Here is a 19,121-nt window from a genome sequence, read left to right as displayed (position 1 = left end):
AACTGCGTTCCCGCGTACGGGACTTGTGTACGTGCACATCACACCTTACGCTCGGCCGGTCCGCGGTCGAGGGACGGCCGCCTGCCGAACTGTGCGAGGAAGCGGTCAGGATGCGACGACTGGTGGGCCGGATCATCCTGACGTGCGCGCTGGTGGCCGGTGTCGCGGTGGGGCCCGGCAGCACCACGGCCTCCGCCACCACTGCCGCCCCCGCCACCACTGCCGCCCCCGCCACCACTGCCGCCTCCGCTCCCATTGCCGCCTCCGCCACCACCGCGCCGAAGACCTGCGGCACCCCATCGGCCTCGGACCCCTTCGGCACCGCCACCCCAGCGCAGGAGAACCTGGACGCCGCCCGACTCGTCTCCGCTGTCACCACGTTGAGCACGCGGCTGCGCCTGTCGGTGCAGGTCTTCCGCAACAACTGTCTGGTCGCCACGCATCCGCTCGAAGCCGTCGGCGGGGCGGTGCACAACAATCTGTGGAGCGCGACGAAGTCGGTCGTGTCGATGCTCACCGGAATCGCCGTCGGCCAGGGCGAGTTGCGCCTCGACGACCCCATCGGCCGGCACCTGCCCACCGGCCCCGGCTGGGGCGACGCGGCACATCGCGCCATCACCGTACGACAGCTCCTGACGCAGACCAGCGGCCTGCGGCAGTCCATCGTCTCCGAGGCAGCCACCACGGGAACCGATCCGCATCTCGCGCAGGAGGCGCTGTCCCAGCCGTTCGTGCACAAGCCGGGGACCACCTTCCAGTACAGCCAGCTCGGCCCGGCCCTGCTCGCCTACGTCGTCCAGCGCGCCGTCCACCAGGACCTCGTGGACTTCGCCCAGGAGCGTCTGTTCGGCCCGATCGGCATCGAGCGCGGAAGCTACTTCTGGTTGCGCGACCGCTCGGGAAACGCCTACGGCTACGCCCACCTCTTCCTGACGCCACCTCAACTCGCGCGCCTCGCCCTGCTGATGAGCAACCACGGGCGCTGGAACGGCTCCCAGGTCGTCCCGTCCTCGTACGTCGCCGCCGTCAGCCGGCCCCATGCAACCAACGGCTGTTACGGGCTGCTGTTCTGGACCAACCGCGGAAAGCCGTGCACCGGAGCCGACATTCCCACGGCCCAGACCTTGCGGCGCCACGCGATCCCCTCGGCGCCTGCCGACGCCTACGAAATGAACGGCACGGGCGGCCAACTGGCCATCATGATCCCCAGCCTGAACATGACGGTGGTCACCACGGGATACTTCGGCAGCCTGGCCCTCGACCCGCCCGTTCTGCTCGGTTCGGCACCGGACGAAATGCAGTGGACGTTCTTCCGCGCCCTGATGTCTGCCGTCGAGGACGCGCACGTCCACGATCCGGGCCCCTACCCCGGCGACCCCATCGACCTGGACGTGAACCCCAGGAACTACCTGGATCCGGCGGTGCTGCTCAGCGACGCGGTCACCAACCCGCACTGCAACCTCGTGTTCTGCGACGGGACCATTCCCACGAAGGGGCTGGCGCAGAACCTGCGGGCGCTGCCGGGGCTGCTGTAGCGGCGGCCTCCTGGACGAGCAGGCCCCCGAACGAGCGCTCAACGTAGGCCCTGACGGCCCTGCGTGACAAGGGGTGCGGGTCCGCACGGGCGGAGGGGCCAACTACCCGGCCGTGGGGGCGACATCCTCCCGGTAGGCATCGGCGTAGTGGACGGTCGCGGCGCGTTCGGCCTGGCCGACGAAGGCCGCAAGGGCCTGCGGGCCGTGTTCGGGGAGTGCGGCCACGGCGCGCTCGATGGCGTCGAGAGCGGCGTTCGCCCGGGAGCGCAGTGCGGTGAGGTCGTGTCCGACGAGTTGGCCGTCCCGCTTCCGTACCTGCCCGTTGACGAGCACGGTCTCGACGTCGGCCGCGCCGGACTGGAGGACGACGGTGGCGGCCGGCGCGCTGGAACGCACCACGTTCCAGCGTGGCTTGACGACGATCACGTCGGCGAGCTTGCCGGGCGTCAGGGAGCCGATCGCGGACTCCAGGCCCATGATCCGGGCGCCGTTGGCGGTGGCCCAGGTGAGGGCGGAGCGCACGGTGAGGTCGAGTTCGAGCGGTGCGCGGCCCTCGGCGTGGACGGGCAGGCAGTCCATGGCCCGCTGGTGTTGCAGGGCGAGGCGCAGCTGGCCGAACAGGTCGCCGGAGCCGCAGATGACACTGTCGGTGCCGATGCCGGGTGCGATGCCGTTGCGCATCGCCGGGCGGATCGGCAACAGGCCCATGCCCATTTGCAGTTCGGTCTCCGGTGAGGTGGCGACGTGCGCGCCGCTGTCGCCGAGCAGTTTCCACTCCTGCTCGTCGAGGCCGTTGCAGTGCACGTGCAGATGGCCCTCGCGGAGCAGGCCGTGGTCGTGCAGCTCGCGCAGGCCGCGCAGCAGGGAGGAGCCCGCCGCCGCGCCGGTGTGCGAGGCGCCGTGCACGTCCAGTTCGGCTGCCTGACGGATCTCGGCGGCCGTGTCGTGGAACGGGATGGTGCCGAAGTCGCTGTAGAGCATGCCCATTTGGTGCATGGCGTCGTCGCCGGAGAAGTGCTCGGCGCGGACGCGGGCGGCGTCGGCCAGGCGATCGGTGTGCCGCTTGAACCCCGGGGGTTCGTAGTCGTAGCGCTGCATGCCGTACGCGTACACGGAGCGCAGGCCCGCGGTCCGCAGGCCCTCGATGTTGGCGTCGGCGTGCTCGGGGCTGTTCACGCAGTCCGAGCAGTCGAAGATGGAGGTGACACCCGCGTCCAGCGCCTCCAGGGCGCCGACCAGGGTCGCCGTGCCCATCTCCGCCGCCCCCATGACGGCTCCGGTGCGGTAGAAGGTGTTCGCGATGAATTCCAGCAGCGCCTGGTCGGCGGAGATGCCGCGGAGCAGGGCCAGCCAGGTGTGCCGGTGGCTGTCGATCATGCCGGGCAGCACATAGCCGCCGGTAGCGTCGATGCGTTCGGCGTCCACTCCGGCCAGCTCCTGCGCCGAGCGGGCGACTTGGACGATCCGCTCGTTCTCGATGAGGACGGCGCCGCCCGGGATGTCGCCCAGGGAGCGGTCCATGCTGATCACGTGGCCGCCGGAGATGACGGTGCGTCGGGTGCCCATGGGGCTGACTCGATTCCGGCCCTCGGGGGCCTGTCAGGGGTGGCTGGTGGCGTGGGAGGTGGCGTGGGTGGCGGCGTGGGTGGTGGGTCCGCTGATGGCGTGAGTGGTGGGTCCGCTGGTGGCGTGGGTGGCCGGTGTCTGCGGTGCGGCCGTCGCCAGGCGGCGCAGCCGGGTGATCGGCATGCGGTGGTTGACGGTGGCGGCCGCGACCGGGGTTTCGTGTGCTTCCCATTGCAGGAGGAGGCGGCGGTCCGCGTACGAGCCGTCGAGAACCGTCGGCCGCGCGTCGGCGGGGATGGTGCCGCAGACCTTGACGGCGAGGCCGAACTGCTCGGTCCAGAAGTAAGGGCGGGCCCGGTACTTCGCGGCCGTACCCGGGTTCAGGAGCGCGGACGCGGCGGCCGTCGCCTGGTCGAGCGCGTGTGTCCACAGCGGGGTGCGGGCGCTCGCCCCGCCGTCCCGCCACGCCACCACGTCGCCCGCCGCGACGATGCCCGGCGCCACCGTGAGCGTGCCGTCGACCAACAGGCCGCGGTCGAGCGGCAGTCCGGAGCCGGCCAGCCACTCCGTGTTCGGGAGGTCGCCCGCGGCGGTGACCACCACGTCGGCCGCCACTCGCACGTCCTGGCCGACGACCACCGCGCCGCCCGCCCCGTCGGACGCGACGGCCACCGGGCCGCCGGGCCTGACGAACCGTACGCCCGCGTCGTGGGCCGCATGGGTCAGCAGGTCGGCCAGGTAGCCGCCAAGCTGGCGTCGCATCGGCGGCTCGGGGTCGACGACGGTGACCTCGCGGCCCAGTTCCCGGCAGGCGGAGGCCACTTCCATGCCGAGGGGGCCGCCGCCGATGACGGCCACGGTGCGCGCGTCGCGCACCGCGGAGCGCAGGGCGAGGGCATCGTCCATGGACCGCAGCCGCAGCTCCGGCGCCCCGTCCGCCACCGCCAGGCTGCGGGCACGGGCGCCGGTGGCCACGATCAGCCCGTCGTACGGGAGTTGGTCTCCGTCGGACAGCAGGACGCGGCGCCGGTCGGGGCGCAGTCCGGTGGCCCGGGCCCCGAGCCTCAGGTCGACGCCCTCGGCGAGCGGCAGCGCGGCGGACTCGGGCTCCGCCCGGCCCTTGAGGATGTCCTTGGAGAGCGGTGGACGGGTGTAGGGCGGTCGGTGTTCGTCGGAGACGAGCGTGATGCCGCCGTCGAACCCGGCCGTGCGCAGCGCGCCCGCGGCGGTGGCCGCGGCCAGCGAACCACCGACGATCACGATGTCCCGCAGCACGCCGGTCACTCGCGCACCCGCAGCGCGGCCACCGGGCAGACGCCGACGGCGGACCGTGCGTCGTCCTCCAGGTCGGTCGGGATCGCCTGGTCACCGTGGACCAGGTGCAGGTCGCCCTCGTCATCGAGGCGGAACAGCTGATCGGCCCGTTCCTCGCACATGCCGTGCCCCTCGCATCGGGCGGTGTCAACGATGATGTGCATCGGTCTCCTTCGTCGTGGGAGGTCTGTAGGTCGGTCGTCAGCGGGTCGTGCGGATCCGGGTAGGGACGGAGTCGAAGGACCGCATGAGGCTGTTGACGGCGCGCACGGGTTCGTCCACCTCGAAGCGCGCGACGCGTTCGGCGAGCGCGGTGAGTACGGCGTGTGTCTCCAGGCGGGCGAGGCCCTGCCCGGCGCAGCCGTGCGCGCCGTAGCCGAAGCCCACGTGGTCGGCGGGGTCGCGCAGCACGTCGAAGTCGTCCGGGCGGTCCCACTTGGCCTCGTCACGGTTGGCCGAGGCGAACATGACGAGTACCTGGGCGCCGGCGGGGAGCGGGACACCGGCGAGCGTCGTGTCCCGTGCGACGCGGCGCCCGAAGGCGCGGACGGGTGTCTCGTACCGCAGCACTTCCTTGAACGCGCGCGGGACGAGGGACGGGTCGGCGCGGACCAGGTCCCACTGCTCGGGGTGGCGGGCGAACAGCCAGACCGCGGTGGACAGGCCGGTGACCGTCGTGTCCAGGGACGGCACGATGTAGTCGATCATCAGGGAGACGGCCTGGTCCGTGTCGATGTCACCGCGGTCCAGGGCGTCCAGGACGCAGTGCGCGACGCCCTCCGGGCGCGCGGCCCGGTCGTGGACGAGGTGATGGGCGTAGCCGGCCATCGCCTCGGACAGTGGAAGCGACTCCTTCGCACGGGAGTTGAGCGGGCCGTGGCAGTTGAAGTTCGCCGCCGCCCAGTCGACCAGGTGCTCCCGGCCGTCCTCGGGGATGCCGAGGAAGTCGGGGACGATCGCCATCACCATGGCGCGGGCGAGGTCGTGCACGGCGTCGAACGAGCCCTGGTCGACGAGGCGTTGGACGAGGCCGGCGGCGGTGGACTCGACCGGTTCCCGCATCGGGCGCAGGGCCTTCGGGGTGAGTTGGTGGCCGACCAGGCCGCGCAGGAAGGTGTGCCGGTCGCCGTCGCTCGCGAAGGTGGAGCCCCGGATCAGCGCGTTGTAGTGGGAGTTGAGGGACACGCCGTCGCCGGTGCGGAACGTGTCGTCGTCGGCGAGGACCGTGCGTACGTCGGCGTAGCGCGGGATCGCGTACACGTCGTGCCGGTCGAGGCGCACGACGGGGCCAAGCTCCCGCAGTCTGCGGTAGTGCGGGTACGGGTCGGTGATGGCGTCGTCCGCGTAGAGGTCCTCGGAGTAGACGGGGAGGTCGAGGGCGCTGATGCTCATCCGGGGTGACGCCTTTCGTTCGGCAGGGCCCTCGGTGGGGCCGGTGCGGACTGCGCTGCGTGCCGGTCATCCTCGGGCGCGCCGTCGAGACGTGTCTAATGCCGATTTCCGGGCGCGGTATGCCCGTTGAGGCATGTCGTGGTGGACCGTGGAGGTACGTCGGATGCCCAGTGGAGGCACGTCGTGGTGGACCGTGGAGGCATGTCGTGGTGGACCGTGCAGGCATGTCGTGGTGCCCAGTGGAGGCACGTCGTGGTGTCCCGTGCAGGCATGTCAACTTCGGCACCTGCGGCGGCCTCCGGCTATGTCCGGGTGGGCATGTCTTGGCGCCAAGTCGGCATTCGACACACATGACCTGGGCTTCCAGGATGAGGCGCATCATCCACAGGAGGCATCGCGATGGCAATCACGCCCAGTGCTGCGGGCCGCCGCGCCGAGATCGTCGGCGGCGGCATCAGCGGGTTGACGGCGGCGACGGCGCTGGCGCAGCGCGGCTGGTCGGTGCGGCTGCACGAGCGCAATGAGCGGATCAGGGCGTTCGGCGCCGGGATCTATGTGTGGGGCAACGGGCTGCGGGCGCTGCGCGCGCTCGGCCGCTACGAGCAGGCGGTGGCGGGCGCGCACGTCGGCCCGGTGCTGGAGACGCGCGACCACCGCGACCGGCCCGTGGAGCGGCTGCCGATCAACGACCCCGGCCGGCCAGAGGTGTTGACGGTGCTGCGCGAGCGGCTGATCGGAGCCCTCGTGGACGGCGCGGTGGAGGCCGGTGTGGAGATCGCCGCCGGTTCCGAGGTGGTGGTGGCCGACCCGGACGGCACGATCCGCACCGCGAGCGGCGAGGAGGCGCGCGCCGATCTGGTGGTCGTCGCCGATGGTGTCAACTCCCGGCTGCGCGACCGGCTCGGGTTGCTGTCCTCGCGGGCCCGGGTGGGTCAGGGCGCGACCCGGCTGACCGTTCCGCGGGCGGAGGGGTATGTGGCGGCGGGCGACGCCGACAAGTACCTGGAGTTCTTCGCCGGGCGTCGCCGCGTGCTCTACACACCGTCCAGCGCCGATGAGTTGTACGTGGCGCTGGTGGCGGACGAGGACGACGCGGCGGGGCGCCGGGTGCCGGTCGACGTCGACGCGTGGGTCCGTTCCTTCCCGCATCTGGAGCGGCTGTTGCGGGCCTGCGCGGGGGTCGACGGCCGCTGGGACGCGTTCGAGTTCCTGACGCTGCGTGCCTGGTCGCGGGGGCGGGTGGCGGTCACAGGGGACGCCGCGCACGCCCAGCCGCCGTACCTGGGGCAGGGCGGGGCCTGCGCCATGATGGGCGCGCTCGGGCTCGCCGACGCGCTCTCCCGCGAAGGGGCCGGTGGCATCGAGGAGCGGCTCGCGGCGTGGGAGGAGCGGGAGCGCCCGCTGATCGAGCACACCCAGCAGTGGTCGTACCGGCTGCGGCTGCTCAACCGGGTCCCGGACGCCCCGCGTTCCTCGCTGCTGAGCCTGGCGGGCCGGTGCCGGACGTTCGGCACGTCGCGGCTGCGGGCGGCGATGGCGGTGCCCACAGGGGCCGAGCCGGTCGCCGGATCGGCGGCCTGACGGCCCGCCGGCCGCATCGCGAACACACCAAGAGCAGACCGGAACACACCGGATCACCCACTGGATCACCCACCGGATCACCCACCGGATCACCCACTGGATCACCCACTGGATCGCACCGGATCACACCACTGAGCGCTGACACACCACCGAACGCTGACACACCACTGAGCGCCGACACACCAATCTGAGGAGTCACCATGGACGCTGGCACCGAGCTGCGCACCGCGGTCGTCGACGGGCATCGCATCACCTACGACGTGCACGGCCCCGCCGAGGCACCTACGGTCGTGCTGTTGACCGGCTGGTGTCAGGACCACCGGCTGTTCGACCCGCTCCTGCCGTACCTGAGCGACACCCACCGGGTCGTGCGGATCGACTGGCGGGGGCACGGCGAGGACCGCTCCCCCGTCGCCGACTTCGGGTACGCCGAGCAGGCCGCCGACACCGTGAAGGTGCTGGACGAGCTGGGCATCGACCGGTTCCTGCCGGTGTCGACGTCGCACGGCGGCTGGGCGAACATCGAGCTGGCCGACCGGCTGGGGCCCGAGCGGGTGCCGACGGTGACCGTCATCGACTGGATCATGACGCCGCCGCCCGCCGAGTTCGCCGGGGGACTGGCCGAGGTGCAGGACCCGGAGCGCTGGACGCACGGCCGGGCCGGGCTGTTCGACACGTGGCTCAACGGCAGCGGGCACCCGCTGGTCGCGCGTCATCTCGACGAGGAGATGGCCGGGTTCGGCTTCGAGATGTGGGCCCGCTCCTGCCGGGTGATCGCGGACGCGTACGAGCGGTGGGGTTCGCCGCTGGAGCGGATGGCGGCGATGGCGCACACCCGGCCGGTCCGCCATCTGTTCTCGCAGCCGGACGCGGAGGCGTACGAGCGGGCGCAGCGGGAGTTCTCGGCCGGGCACCCGTGGTTCTCGCACCGTCGGCTCGGCGGTCCGACCCACTTCCCGACGCTGGACTCCCCCGCCCTGGTGGCCGAGGAGATCGTGGCGCTGACGGCGACGGCCGCGCGATGAGCGACCCGGCCGCGGACGCCGCGTATCAGGTGCAACACACGGTGAGCGAAGCGGAGTTCGCGCGGATGCTGCGGGCCTACCGGGAGCGCTCGGACGAGGCCGTGGAGGGACTCGCCGGGCATCCCGGGATCGCGTACGACGAGCCCAGTGGTGAGCTGCTCGACGTGTGGGGTCCGGGCCGCGACGGCGAGCGGCGCCCGGTGTTCCTCGTCGTGCACGGCGGCTACTGGCGCCGCCTGTCCCGGCTCGACACCGCGTTCATGGCGCGGGCGCTGGACGCCGAGGGCATCGCCACGGTGTCGGTGGACTACTCGCTCGCACCGGATGCGCCACTGGAGGAGATGGTGCGTCAGGTACGGGCCGCCGTCGCCTGGGTGTACCGGCGCGGGGTCGCGCACGGCCTCGCCCCGGAGCGGATCACGGTGGGCGGCAGTTCGGCGGGAGGTCATCTGGCCGGGGCGCTGATGGTGCCCGGCTGGCAGGAGGCGGCGGGGCTGCCCGTGGACGTGGTGAAGGCGGCGCTGCCGATCAGTGGCCTGTTCGACCTGCGGCCGCTCGTCGACGCGTTCTGCAACGAGTGGCTCGGTCTGGACGGGGAGCGGGCGGCGGCGCTGAGCCCGCTGCTCGCGGTCGGCCCCGGCGGCCCGCCCGCCGTGGTGGCGGTGGCGGAGCGCGACGGCTCCGGGTTCCTGGAACAGAGCCGCGCCTTCCGGGCGGCGTGGGCGGAGCACGCGGCGGCCGAGCTGCTCGTGGTGCCGGACCGGCATCACTACGACGTGTTCCTGGACCTGGCCGACCCGAAGTCCGAACTGTTCGGCCGGCTCGTGGAGTTGGTGCGCGACACCGGGAGAGCGCGGTGAGTCCGGCCGCGACGAGGTGGCGGATGCTCGGCCTCGTCACGTTCGGCTTCGTGGCGATGACGGTGAACTGGTTCGACGTGTCGACGGGGTTCGGGCCCATCGCGGCCGAGTTCGACCTCACGCCCGCCGCCACCGCGCTGCTGATCTCGGTGTTCGCGCTCGCGTACGGGCTGCTGCACATACCCGGCGGGTTCCTCGCCACCCGCTACGGGATGCGGACGGTGCTCGCGGCGGCGCTCGCCGTCGAGGGGGTCGGGGCGCTGTGCGCGGCGCTCGCCGGGAACTTTCCGCTGCTGCTGATCGCGCGCGGGCTGTGCGGGGCGGGCGCGGCGGTGTTCTCGGCGGTCGGGATCGCGGCGGTGAGCGTGTGGTTCCAGGGCCGCTTCCACGCGTTCGCGCTGGGTGTCTCGGCCGCCGGGTTCTCCACCGGCACGGCGCTCGGCCTGTACGCGTGGTCGGGCATCACGGACACCGCCGGGTGGCGCTGGTCGCTGGCGTACGGCGCGGTGCTGTGTGTGGTGGCTGCGGTCGGCTGCGCGCTGTACTTCCGGGTACCGCCAGGACAGGACCGGCTCGAAGGGGTGCGGATCGAGCGGGCCGGGCTGCGGCAGGCGCTCGGCAACCGGAACGTGTGGGCGTACGGGGTGGCGTTCCTCGGCACGTACGGCGGCTACTTGACGGGCTCTCAGCTCATCGTCGGCTACGGGAACGACCGCGGGCTGCCGGGCGGGGCGGTCGGCGCGGCCGGGTTCCTCATCGGCATCGCCGGGGTGCCGGGGAGTCTGGCGGCGGGGTGGTGCGCGGCGCGGACCGGGGTGCGGGTGCCGTTCCTGGCCGGGACGGTGCTGATGGGGGTGGGCCTGGCGCTGCTGCCGCTGTCGGGGACGGCCGGGTTCGTGGCGCTGGCCTGCGCCGTCGGCTTCCTGTTCAACTTCACGTTCGCGGTGTGGCAGTCGGCGCCCGGCCGGGCGCCCGGGGTCGAGCCCGAGCACCTGGGGACGGCGGTCGGGCTGATGCTGTCGGTGGCGGCGATCGGCTCGTTCGTGCTGCCGCCGGTGTTCGGGGCGGTCCGGGAGGCGGCGGGGTACCCGGCGGCGTGGGCGGTGCTCGCGGCCGTCGGGATCGCCTGCGCCCTGGCCGCGTTCGCCGCCCGCGGGGAGCGGGCCGCGAACGCCGACGCGTCGTCCGCCACGGAATCGGGACCGGCTCCGCGCACAGCCGCGCCACGTTGACGGAGCCGACCCGCGGCACAGGACCGGGTCGGCGCACAGCCGGCCGCCCCACCCTCACGGAACCAGGACCGGGGCGGCACGCAGAGGTGGCGGCGCCGGTGTGCGAGGCGCCGAGGATGCCGAGTTCCTGGACGAGGCGGATCTCGGCGGCGGTGGCCGCGAACGGCACCGTACCGAAGTCGCTGTAGAGGACGCCCATCCGGGACAGGGACCGCGGGTCGTCGCCGGGGAACAGTTCCGCGCGCAGCGCGCGGGCGTCGTCGACGCGCTGCGTGTGGGCGGTGAAGGCGGGCGGCCGGACGTCGTACTCCTGCATGCCGTAGGCGTACGTGTGTCGGATCCCGGCCGCGCGCAGCGCCTCGACGCCCGCGCGGGCGTGGTCGGGGGAATTGACGCAGTCGCAGCAGTCCAGGATCGTCGTCACGCCCGCGTCGAGGGCTTCCAGGGCGCCGACCGTGGAGGCGGCGTGCAGGTCCTCGGCGCGGACGAGGGAGCCGATGCCGTAGAACGTGGTGGCGAGGAACTCCGGCAGCGACTGGTCGGCGGACGCGGCGCGCAGCAGCGCCATCCAGGTGTGCCGGTGGCTGTCTATCAGGCAGGGCAGGACGATGCCGCCGCGGGCGTCGACGCGTTCGGCGTCGGCGCCGTCCAACTCGTCGGCGCGGGCGGCGACGGCGGCGATGCGGCCGTCCTCGATCAGCACGGCGCCCTCGGGGTGGTCGCCGAGTGCGGGGTCCATGGTGACCACCTGGCCGCCGGTGATCAGGGTGCGCCTGGGGCTCATGCGGGCCTCCCGGATGGGTCCGCATCGGGGTTTCGGCCGACCGGGCAGGTCGGCCGTGTGCGCCGATGGTTCCGGGCGTCGCCGGGGGTGCGCCAATGCCTGTTCCCCCAGGGGGTATAGCCATCGGGGCATACCACCCCTTCCGTAGACACCTCGTACGGCATTACGGTGCGCCTTTATGGACCTTCCCCGGCTGCTTGACGGCCGCCTCAAGCTGCGTCATCTGATCCTCGTCGACTCCCTGTCCGAGCAGGGCAGTGTGGTGGCGGCCGCCGCCGCGCTGCATGTGACTCAGCCGGTGGTGACACGTGGCCTGCACGATCTGGAGGCCATCCTCGGTGTGGAGCTGTACGAGCGCGGCCCGCGCGGGGTGACACCAACGGTGTTCGGCACCGCCTTCACCGAACACGCCCGAGCGGTCCTCGCGCAACTCACGCAGGCGGCGCGACATGTGTCGGAGATCGCCGACGCCGATCGCGGCACGGTGACCGTGGGCACCCACCTCGCCGGTTCCAACCTGCTGCTGCCGCGCGCCATCGCGGCCCTCAAGGCCCACCATCCGCGCCTCACGGTGTCGGTGCGGGAGGCGACGCCGGAGACACTTCTCGTGGACCTGGAGGCGGGCCGGCTCGACGCGATCGTGGGCCGCCTTGTGGGCCCTTCGGCGACGGGGACGGTCAGCCGGACGCTGTACCAGGAGTCGGTACGGGTGGTGGTTCGGGCGGGGCATCCGGCGGCGCGCATGGACCGGCCCACGCTGGAGGACCTGCTCGCACACCCGTGGATCCTGCCGGGCACCGAGACCGTGCTGCGGCGCGAGCTGGAGGAGTGCGTGGCCCGCTCCGAGCTTGAGCTGCCGGAGGAACGGGTGGAGTGCACCTCGTACCTGACGGTGCGGCAGCTGCTTCTGGAGACCGACATGGTGGCGGTGCTGCCGGGTCTCATCGGCCGGGACGACCCACGGCTGACGGCGCTGCCCGTGGAGTTGGGCCGGATCGGCCACCGGGTGGGTGTGACGACGGCGGCGCAGCGGCCGATGGGGCCTTCGGCGAAGGCGCTGATGGGCGCGTTGCGGGAGGCGGCGGACCGGCTCACGGGTGCCGCACCGCAGGACCCGACCCCGCCCCACCGGGCGCTATGCCCAAACGGCTAAGCCCGGCCCCTCAAAGGGCATTGGACGGGCATGGCCCGGCCGCCGCAGGCTGAGTGCGCAGCTTGACGACGGGTGACAGCGCGCCCCGTCAGGGGGACGCGGATCACGGCCGGGCGAAACGCCGCCGCCGTGCTCCGCGCCGAAACGAGAACCCCACACCCCAAGGCGCGTGACGGAAAGGCGAACCGTGCGGATGCGTATGTCGCACTACGTGGGCGGAGCGTTCCTGCCGCCGGACGACGGCGGGACATTCCCCCTCATCAACCCCGTGGACGGCACCGAGACCGGCCGCGTACCCGAAGCCGACGCGGCGACCGTGGACGCCGCGGTCGCCGCCGCCCGCGCCGCGGCGGACGGCCCCTGGGGAGCCACCGCGCCGCAGGAGCGCGCCGCCGCGCTGCACCGGATCGCCGACGCGATCGACGCGCGGTTCGACGAGTTCGTCGACGCCGAGGCCGCCGACACCGGCAAGCCGTGCGACCTCGCGGCCACGGTGGACATCCCCCGCGCGATCGGCAACTTCCGTGCCTACGCGGACCTGTTGTACGGCCGCCCCGAACACGCCTGGGCCACCGACGTACCGGGCTGGAGCGGCGGCGCCGGGCAGGCACTGAACTACACCGTGCGCAAGCCGCTCGGCGTGGTCGCGGTCGTCTCGCCGTGGAACCTGCCGCTGCTGCTGCTCACGTGGAAGGTGGCTCCCGCGCTGGCCGCCGGGAACACCGTCGTCGCCAAGCCGTCCGAGGAGACACCCTCCACCGCGACCCTGCTGGCCGCCGCGATCGGCGAAGCGGGGCTGCCGGACGGGGCGTTCAACCTGCTGCACGGCCACGGCCCCGGCGCCGCCGGGGAGTTCCTCACCGCGCACCCGGGCGTCGACGCCATCGCGTTCACCGGTGAGTCGGCGACCGGTTCGGCGATCATGCGCGCGGCGGCGGACCATGTCACGCCGGTGTCGTTCGAACTCGGCGGAAAGAACCCGGCGTTGGTGTTCGCGGACGCCGATCTCGACGCGGCCGTCGCGGGCACGGTCCGCTCCGCGTTCACGCACTCCGGTCAGATCTGCCTGTGCACGGAGCGCGTGTACGTGGAGCGGTCGGTGTTCGATGAGTTCACGGCGCGCCTCGCCGAGCAGGCGCGTGCGTTGACCGGCTACGGGCCGATGATCTCCGCCGCCCACCGCGACAAGGTGCTGTCCTCCTACGAGTTGGCGGTGCGCGAAGGGGCGACGGTACGCGCGGGCGGCGGCGCGCCGAAGTTCGGCGACGAGCGCGACGGCGGCTTCTACGTCGAGCCGACCGTGCTCACCGGGCTGCCGCCCGAGGCCCGCGCCGTACGCGAGGAGGTGTTCGGTCCGGTGTGTCACGTGGCGCCGTTCGACACCGAGGAGGAGGCGCTGCGCCTCGCCAACGACAGCCGGTACGGGCTCGCCGCCACCGTGTGGACGCGGGACCTGTCGCGCGCGCACCGTGTCGCGCCCCGGATCGACGTCGGCACGGTGTGGGTGAACTGCTGGAACCTGCGCGACCTGCGCGTCCCCTTCGGCGGGACGAAGGCGTCCGGGATCGGCCGGGAGGGCGGCGGGCATTCGCTGGACTTCTTCTCGGAGCCGGTGAACGTGTGCGTCGCGATCGACGAGGAGGTGTCCCGATGACGGCATCCACGGTGGACACGGCGGCGCTCGCCGCCGAGTTGGACGACGCGGCCCGGGAGGGCCGACTGACCGCCCGCCCCAGCGACCGCGCGCCGATCACGGTGGAGCAGGCGTACGACGTGCAACGCGCCGTGTTCGCACGCCGGTTGGCCAGGGGTGAGAGCGCGGCGGGCGTGAAGATGGGCTTCACGAGCCGGGCGAAGATGGCGCAGATGGGCATCGACGACGTCATCTGGGGCCTGCTCTCGACGGCGATGCGGGTCGCGGACGGGAACGTGCTCGACGCGTCCGCGCTGGTCCACCCGCGGATCGAGCCCGAGATCGCCTTCCGGATCGGCCACCGGCTCTCCGGTCCTGTCTCCCCCGAGGAGGCGGCGCGGGCGGTGGACGGGGTGTGTGCCGCGTACGAGGTGCTCGACTCCCGCTACGAGGGCTTCGACTTCACGCTCCCGGACGTGATCGCCGACAACGCGTCGGCCGCCGCGTTCGGCTGCGGCCCGTGGCACGCGCCGTCGGCGGACGTGGACCTGGCCGACCTGGGGCTGCGGGTGGAGATCGACGGGCAGACCGCCGCCACCGGCTCGTCCGCCGCGATCCTCGGCGATCCGCTGCGCTCGCTGGCCGCCGCGGCGCGCCTTGCCGGGGCGGCCGGGACCGCCCTTGAGCCCGGACACATCGTGCTGGCCGGGGCGGCGACCGCGGCCGTGCCGCTGCCTCGCGGCGCGCGGGTGCGTGTCGAGGCGGACCGTCTCGGGTGTGTGGAGGCGGCGACCCGATGACTCCGGATTCCCCGACGACTTCGACGACTCGTCAGGAAGGCACCTCCGACGCGCTGTTGGTCACCGGCAAGGCGAAGCCGCGCGGCCGGTTCCCGCACCTGCGCCGCGCCGGGGACCTCGTCTTCGTCTCCGGCACCAGCTCGCGGCGGCCCGACGGTACCTTCGCCGGGGCGTCCGCCGACGCGATGGGCACCACCAGCCTCGACATCCGGGAGCAGACGCGGGCGGTCGTCGAGAACATCCGCGACCTCCTGGAAGCGGCCGGCGGCGGCCTGGCCGACGTCGTCAACGTCACCTCGTACCTCGTGAACATGAACGACTTCGGCGGCTACAACGAGGTCTACGCCGAGTTCTTCGACGAGACCGGTCCGGCCCGCACCACGGTGGCCGTGCACCAACTGCCGCACCCGCACCTGCTGATCGAGATCGCGTGCACCGCGCACATCCCCCAGACCCGCAGCGCCGGAAAGTGACCCGGTCGCAGCAGACCGGACAGTGATGAGGAGCGCCACCATGGCAGTCCTGCCGAAGCTCAGCAACGGAGTCCCCTTCAACTTCGAGCGCTGGATCGACGAGCACCGCGACCAGTTGCGCCCGCCGGTCGGCAACATCCAGATCTGGCGGGAGGCCGACCTGATGGTGACCGTCGTCGGCGGCCCGAACCAGCGCACCGACTTCCACGACGACTCCATCGAGGAGTTCTTCTACCAACTGCGCGGCAACATGGTGCTGCGGGTCATGGAGGAGGAGGGCAAGCCGCCGGTCGACGTGCAGATCAACGAGGGTGATGTGTTCCTGCTGCCCCCGCACGTCCGGCACTCGCCGCAGCGCCCCGAGCCGGACTCCATCGGCCTGGTCGTGGAGTTCGCCCGGCCGGCCGGGCAGGTGGACGGCATCGAGTTCTACTGCACCGAGTGCCACCACCTGATCAGCCGCTCCGAGATCCAGCTCGAATCGATCGTCGACGACCTGCCGCCGGTCTTCGAGGCGTTCTTCGGCGGCGACCGCCGCTGCCCGCACTGCGCCGCGATCCACCCGGGCCGCGAGTGGCCCGAGGAACTCCGCCCACGCACCCGCGTCCGCAACTGATCCCAACAGGCCGTACGGGCCCGGTGGTTGAGGTCCGATCGCCCCCGGCCCGCGCCCCGGCCTGCCGAGTACCACGGAGCAAGAGTTGACTGTCTTCGACGTCCACGCGCACGTCTACCCGCGCGTGACCCGAGCCGAGAGCCGCATCCTCGCGGGTGCGGGCGAACCCTGGCTGCGCGTCCACGGCGACGGCACCGGGATGATGATGAGCGGTGGCACGGAGTACCGGCCGGTCACCGAGGCGCTGTGGGAACCCGAACACCGTCTGGCGGAGCTGGACGCGCTCGGCGTGCACCGCCAGGCGGTCTCCTCGACGCCTCTGATGTTCGGCTACGGCGCCGGCCCCGCGGCGGCGGCCGAGTGGTGCGAGCTGGTCAACGCCCGCATCCTCGACCACTGTTCGGGGTCGGGCGGCAGGCTGCTTCCGCTCTGCCAAGTGCCGCTCCAGGACACCCGGTTGGCGTGCGAGACCGTGTCCAAGGCGCGCGCGGCCGGGCACCGCGGCGTGCACATAGGCAACCACCTCGGCGAACGCCCGCTCTCCGACGGCGGCCTGACGGAGTTTCTGGCGCACTGCGCGGCCGAGGACATGCCGGTCCTCGTGCACCCGTGGGACATGCAGGGCGACGCGCGGCAGGACCGGTACATGCTGCGCTGGCTGACCGGGATGGCGGCGGAGACCCAGCTGACCATCCTCGACCTGGCACTGTCCGGGGCGTTCGAACGGCTCCCGGACTCCCTGCGGCTGTGCTTCTGTCACGGTGGCGGCTCGTTCGCCTACCTGCTGGGGCGGGCGGACAACGCGTGGCGGCGACGGGACATCGTGCGCGCCGACTCACCGAAGCCGCCCTCCGCGTACACCGACCGCTTCTTCGTCGACTCGGCCGTCTTCGACCCGCGCGCGCTGCGGCTGTTGGTGGACGTGATGGGCGTCGAGCGGGTGATGCTCGGCACGGACTTCCCCTTCCCCCTCGGCGAGCAGGACCCCGGCGCGGTGGTCCGCGACTGCCCCACCCTCACCGAAGCCGACCGGGCCCGCATTCTCGGCGCAAACGCGGAGTCGTTCTTCGCCCCGAACGGGACGGGAGAAAGTCGCCACCGTTGATTCGGGCGGAGCCGAAACACCCCTTCGATTCGATTTCTTCCCACTAAATACCAGCCCTGGATGACGTCCGCGCGAACAATTCGGTGAGCGACCCGGATCGCAGTTGACACGCGGGGCGGCGAACCGCATCATCAGGGACGGCGGAAATCACGAAGGCAACGGGGGACAAATGAATTCGCAATACGTTTCCGGAATTGAGGGCATCTGCGAATCCCTTTCCGGGAAGAGCTACCACCTGGTCCCGGGCGACCAGGTGAAGGAGCTCCTCCTGAAGCGGTCCGGGAACGCGCTGGCCGATCTGGACGCGTTACGGGACAGCTGGAACCGAATGCCGCTCGACGGCTACATGGCCGACGGAGGCCGCTACCGGCGCCGGCGGCACGCCACGCTGAGCGCGCCCCGGGCGAGCGACGACTACCGGGTCGAGGCCCACCGGCCGCACTATCAGACGCTGGACTTCAACGACCTCAACGGCGGGGTCGCCCGGCACTACGAGCCGTTCGAGGACGAGATCCTGCGTGGCAGCACGATGGACAGCCTGATCAGGCTGGGTGCCGGCGTCTTCGGCCGGCTCGCCCCGTACTCGGGCTGGCACATCGAGGCGCACCAGTTCCGCATCGAGGTGAACGGCGAGGAGGTCGGCAGGCCGACCCCCGAGGGGGTGCACAGGGACGGTGTCACCTTTGTCCTGATGGCCATGATCGGCCGCCACAACGCCATCGGCGGCGAGAGCACCATTTTCGATCTGGAGAAGGCCCCGGTGGAGAAATTCACCCTGGCCGAAACCCTCGATCTCGCACTCGTCAATGACGAACGCGTCTACCATGGTGTCTCACCCATCGAGCAATTGGATCCCGGGACCCCCGCCTCGCGTGACGTACTGGTGATCACCTATCGCCACAAGCCCTGACATAGAAGGCGGAAAACGGGGAAATGGGTCAGATAATCGCCGTAGCGGTCATCACCATTCTGGCTGTCATCAGTCCCGGTGCGGACTTCGCGATGACCGTCCGCAACAGCTATCTGTACGGACGGACCGCGGGACTTCTGGCGGCTGTGGGCATCTCCCTCGGAGTGCTCGTCCATGTCACCTACACCATGCTCGGCGTGGGACTGCTGGTGACGCGCACTCCGGCCCTGTTCACGGCGATGAAGCTGGTCGGCGCCGCGTACCTGGTGTTCATCGGGTACAGGACGTTCGTCACGAAGGCCAAGGTGGACATCGACCTCTCGGACGGCGGCGGCCTTTCGAAGGCCGGGGCGCTGCGCACCGGGTTCCTGACCAACGCGCTGAACCCCAAGACCATGCTGTTCGTCCTGAGCACGTACACGCAGGTGGTCAGCGCCGACACCCCGGTCGCCCAGCAACTCGGCTACGGACTGTTCATGTCCTTCGCGCATCTCGTCTGGTTCGCCCTCGCGGCGACCCTCTTCTCCAACCCGAGCCTGCGCGCCCGGCTGCTGCGGCGGCAGGCCGTGCTGAACAAGGTGATCGGCACCGTGCTCGTCGGCCTGGGCATGGCCCTGGCACTCACCCCGTCAGTCCAGTGAGACCGGCTCCACCCGGGGATCGGCGACGGACCGGTAGTCGGCCGTGGACAGCGCGAGCGAGCGGTCGAGTCTGGCGGCGTTGAAATAGAACTCGGGGTGGTTCAACAGGCCGGGGTCCACGATGAGTTCCAATCGGTCGTCGAAGGAAAAGGGAAGAATGGTGCCGCTCGGCGACTTGGCGAGTTCCTCGGCGATTCCGGGCGACGCGAAGCCCGCGTAACTGCCGCCGTAAAGCGCCTTCACCGCGGACAGGTCGATCCGCTTGTCCCCCGGCACCACCACCAGGGCGTGCCGCTTCTCCTTCTTGCCGATCTTCACCATCACGACGATGCACTTGGCCGCCTGCCCGAGCTCATGCCCGCGCAGGCGGCTGACCGCTTCGGTCCCGCCCTCCGGAGCGTGCTCGATCACCCGGTACGCGGCCCCGTGCTCGTCGAGCAGGGCGAGCAGTTTGCCGTAGGTTCCATCGGCGTCTTCCGGTCCCATCAGTTCCTCCTGTGT

Annotated in this window: 19 protein-coding genes; 14 read left to right on the top strand and 5 right to left on the bottom strand. The window is 71.8% G+C overall.

Translation table 11 applies throughout. The annotated features are described in order from the left end of the window. Positions 1–110: 110 nt before the first annotated feature. Entirely contained in the window at positions 111–1,535 is a 1,425-nt protein-coding gene (locus RBJ65_RS33335) for a serine hydrolase (protein WP_306320179.1), read from the top strand. A gap of 102 nt (positions 1,536–1,637) precedes the next feature. Here RBJ65_RS33335 and RBJ65_RS33330 read toward each other — a convergent pair whose 3' ends face one another. The 4 genes from RBJ65_RS33330 to RBJ65_RS33315 are packed head-to-tail and all read right to left on the bottom strand — an operon-like array spanning position 1,638 to position 5,807. Beyond that, positions 1,638–3,101, bottom strand: coding sequence for an amidohydrolase family protein (locus tag RBJ65_RS33330; RefSeq protein ID WP_306320180.1), 1,464 nt, complete (start codon positions 3,099–3,101; stop codon positions 1,638–1,640). A 33-nt stretch (positions 3,102–3,134) separates the two neighbouring features. Beyond that, the gene (locus RBJ65_RS33325) at positions 3,135–4,385 is read right to left on the bottom strand and encodes an NAD(P)/FAD-dependent oxidoreductase (RefSeq protein ID WP_306320181.1); all 1,251 of its coding nucleotides are present in this window, start codon (positions 4,383–4,385) and stop codon (positions 3,135–3,137) included. Next, a complete protein-coding gene (locus RBJ65_RS33320) occupies positions 4,382–4,579 on the bottom strand; it encodes a ferredoxin (protein WP_306320182.1) in 198 nt (65 codons plus the stop codon). The genes RBJ65_RS33325 and RBJ65_RS33320 overlap by 4 nt, the downstream gene beginning before the upstream one ends. A gap of 37 nt (positions 4,580–4,616) precedes the next feature. Further along, positions 4,617–5,807, bottom strand: coding sequence for a cytochrome P450 (locus tag RBJ65_RS33315; RefSeq protein ID WP_306320183.1), 1,191 nt, complete (start codon positions 5,805–5,807; stop codon positions 4,617–4,619). 399 nt (positions 5,808–6,206) lie between these two features. Here RBJ65_RS33315 and RBJ65_RS33310 point away from each other — a divergent pair, with 399 nt between their 5' ends. The 13 genes from RBJ65_RS33310 to RBJ65_RS33250 all read left to right on the top strand — a co-directional run bounded on the left by RBJ65_RS33310 (position 6,207) and on the right by RBJ65_RS33250 (position 18,620). Further along, positions 6,207–7,388, top strand: coding sequence for an FAD-dependent monooxygenase (locus tag RBJ65_RS33310; RefSeq protein WP_306320184.1), 1,182 nt, complete (start codon positions 6,207–6,209; stop codon positions 7,386–7,388). A gap of 200 nt (positions 7,389–7,588) precedes the next feature. Next, positions 7,589–8,413: an alpha/beta fold hydrolase gene (locus tag RBJ65_RS33305; RefSeq protein ID WP_306320185.1), complete on the top strand. Its 825-nt coding sequence runs from the start codon at positions 7,589–7,591 to the stop codon at positions 8,411–8,413. Further along, the gene (locus RBJ65_RS33300) at positions 8,410–9,273 is read left to right on the top strand and encodes an alpha/beta hydrolase (protein ID WP_306320186.1); all 864 of its coding nucleotides are present in this window, start codon (positions 8,410–8,412) and stop codon (positions 9,271–9,273) included. The genes RBJ65_RS33305 and RBJ65_RS33300 overlap by 4 nt, the downstream gene beginning before the upstream one ends. Further along, positions 9,270–10,505, top strand: a complete 1,236-nt coding sequence (locus RBJ65_RS33295) for a nitrate/nitrite transporter (RefSeq protein WP_306320187.1) — start codon at positions 9,270–9,272, stop codon at positions 10,503–10,505. The genes RBJ65_RS33300 and RBJ65_RS33295 overlap by 4 nt, the downstream gene beginning before the upstream one ends. 100 nt (positions 10,506–10,605) lie before the next feature. Then, entirely contained in the window at positions 10,606–11,409 is an 804-nt protein-coding gene (locus RBJ65_RS33290; protein ID WP_306320188.1) for a hypothetical protein, read from the top strand. A gap of 58 nt (positions 11,410–11,467) precedes the next feature. After that, on the top strand, positions 11,468–12,442 hold the full coding sequence (locus tag RBJ65_RS33285; RefSeq protein ID WP_306320189.1) for a LysR substrate-binding domain-containing protein: 975 nt from the start codon (positions 11,468–11,470) through the stop codon (positions 12,440–12,442). A gap of 199 nt (positions 12,443–12,641) precedes the next feature. Then, positions 12,642–14,096 (top strand): 2-hydroxymuconic semialdehyde dehydrogenase, encoded by a 1,455-nt coding sequence (locus RBJ65_RS33280; protein ID WP_306320190.1) that lies wholly within the window; start codon positions 12,642–12,644, stop codon positions 14,094–14,096. Further along, complete coding sequence (locus RBJ65_RS33275) at positions 14,093–14,875, top strand: 2-keto-4-pentenoate hydratase (RefSeq protein ID WP_306320191.1); 783 nt, start codon at positions 14,093–14,095, stop codon at positions 14,873–14,875. Before RBJ65_RS33280 ends, RBJ65_RS33275 begins: the two co-directional genes overlap by 4 nt. After that, a complete protein-coding gene (locus RBJ65_RS33270; RefSeq protein WP_306320192.1) occupies positions 14,872–15,348 on the top strand; it encodes a RidA family protein in 477 nt (158 codons plus the stop codon). The genes RBJ65_RS33275 and RBJ65_RS33270 overlap by 4 nt, the downstream gene beginning before the upstream one ends. A 40-nt stretch (positions 15,349–15,388) precedes the next feature. Further along, positions 15,389–15,964 carry a 3-hydroxyanthranilate 3,4-dioxygenase gene (locus tag RBJ65_RS33265; protein WP_306320193.1) on the top strand — a complete coding sequence of 192 codons (576 nt, stop codon included), beginning with the start codon at positions 15,389–15,391 and terminating at the stop codon, positions 15,962–15,964. 85 nt (positions 15,965–16,049) lie between these two features. Then, positions 16,050–17,069, top strand: coding sequence for an amidohydrolase family protein (locus RBJ65_RS33260; protein WP_306320194.1), 1,020 nt, complete (start codon positions 16,050–16,052; stop codon positions 17,067–17,069). 169 nt (positions 17,070–17,238) lie between these two features. Next, on the top strand, positions 17,239–17,979 hold the full coding sequence (locus RBJ65_RS33255) for a 2OG-Fe dioxygenase family protein (protein ID WP_306320195.1): 741 nt from the start codon (positions 17,239–17,241) through the stop codon (positions 17,977–17,979). 23 nt (positions 17,980–18,002) lie between these two features. Continuing rightward, positions 18,003–18,620 (top strand): LysE family translocator, encoded by a 618-nt coding sequence (locus tag RBJ65_RS33250; protein WP_306320196.1) that lies wholly within the window; start codon positions 18,003–18,005, stop codon positions 18,618–18,620. Here RBJ65_RS33250 and RBJ65_RS33245 read toward each other — a convergent pair. Then, on the bottom strand, positions 18,609–19,106 hold the full coding sequence (locus tag RBJ65_RS33245) for a YbaK/EbsC family protein (RefSeq protein WP_306320197.1): 498 nt from the start codon (positions 19,104–19,106) through the stop codon (positions 18,609–18,611). The genes RBJ65_RS33250 and RBJ65_RS33245 overlap by 12 nt on opposite strands. Between the last annotated feature and the right edge of the window lie 15 nt (positions 19,107–19,121).

This window comes from Streptomyces sp. KL109B (genome assembly GCF_030766935.1).
Classification (GTDB): Bacteria; Actinomycetota; Actinomycetes; order Streptomycetales; family Streptomycetaceae; genus Streptomyces.
Note: the sequence above shows the minus strand (reverse complement) of the source record. Positions and strands in the feature narration are given on the sequence as shown.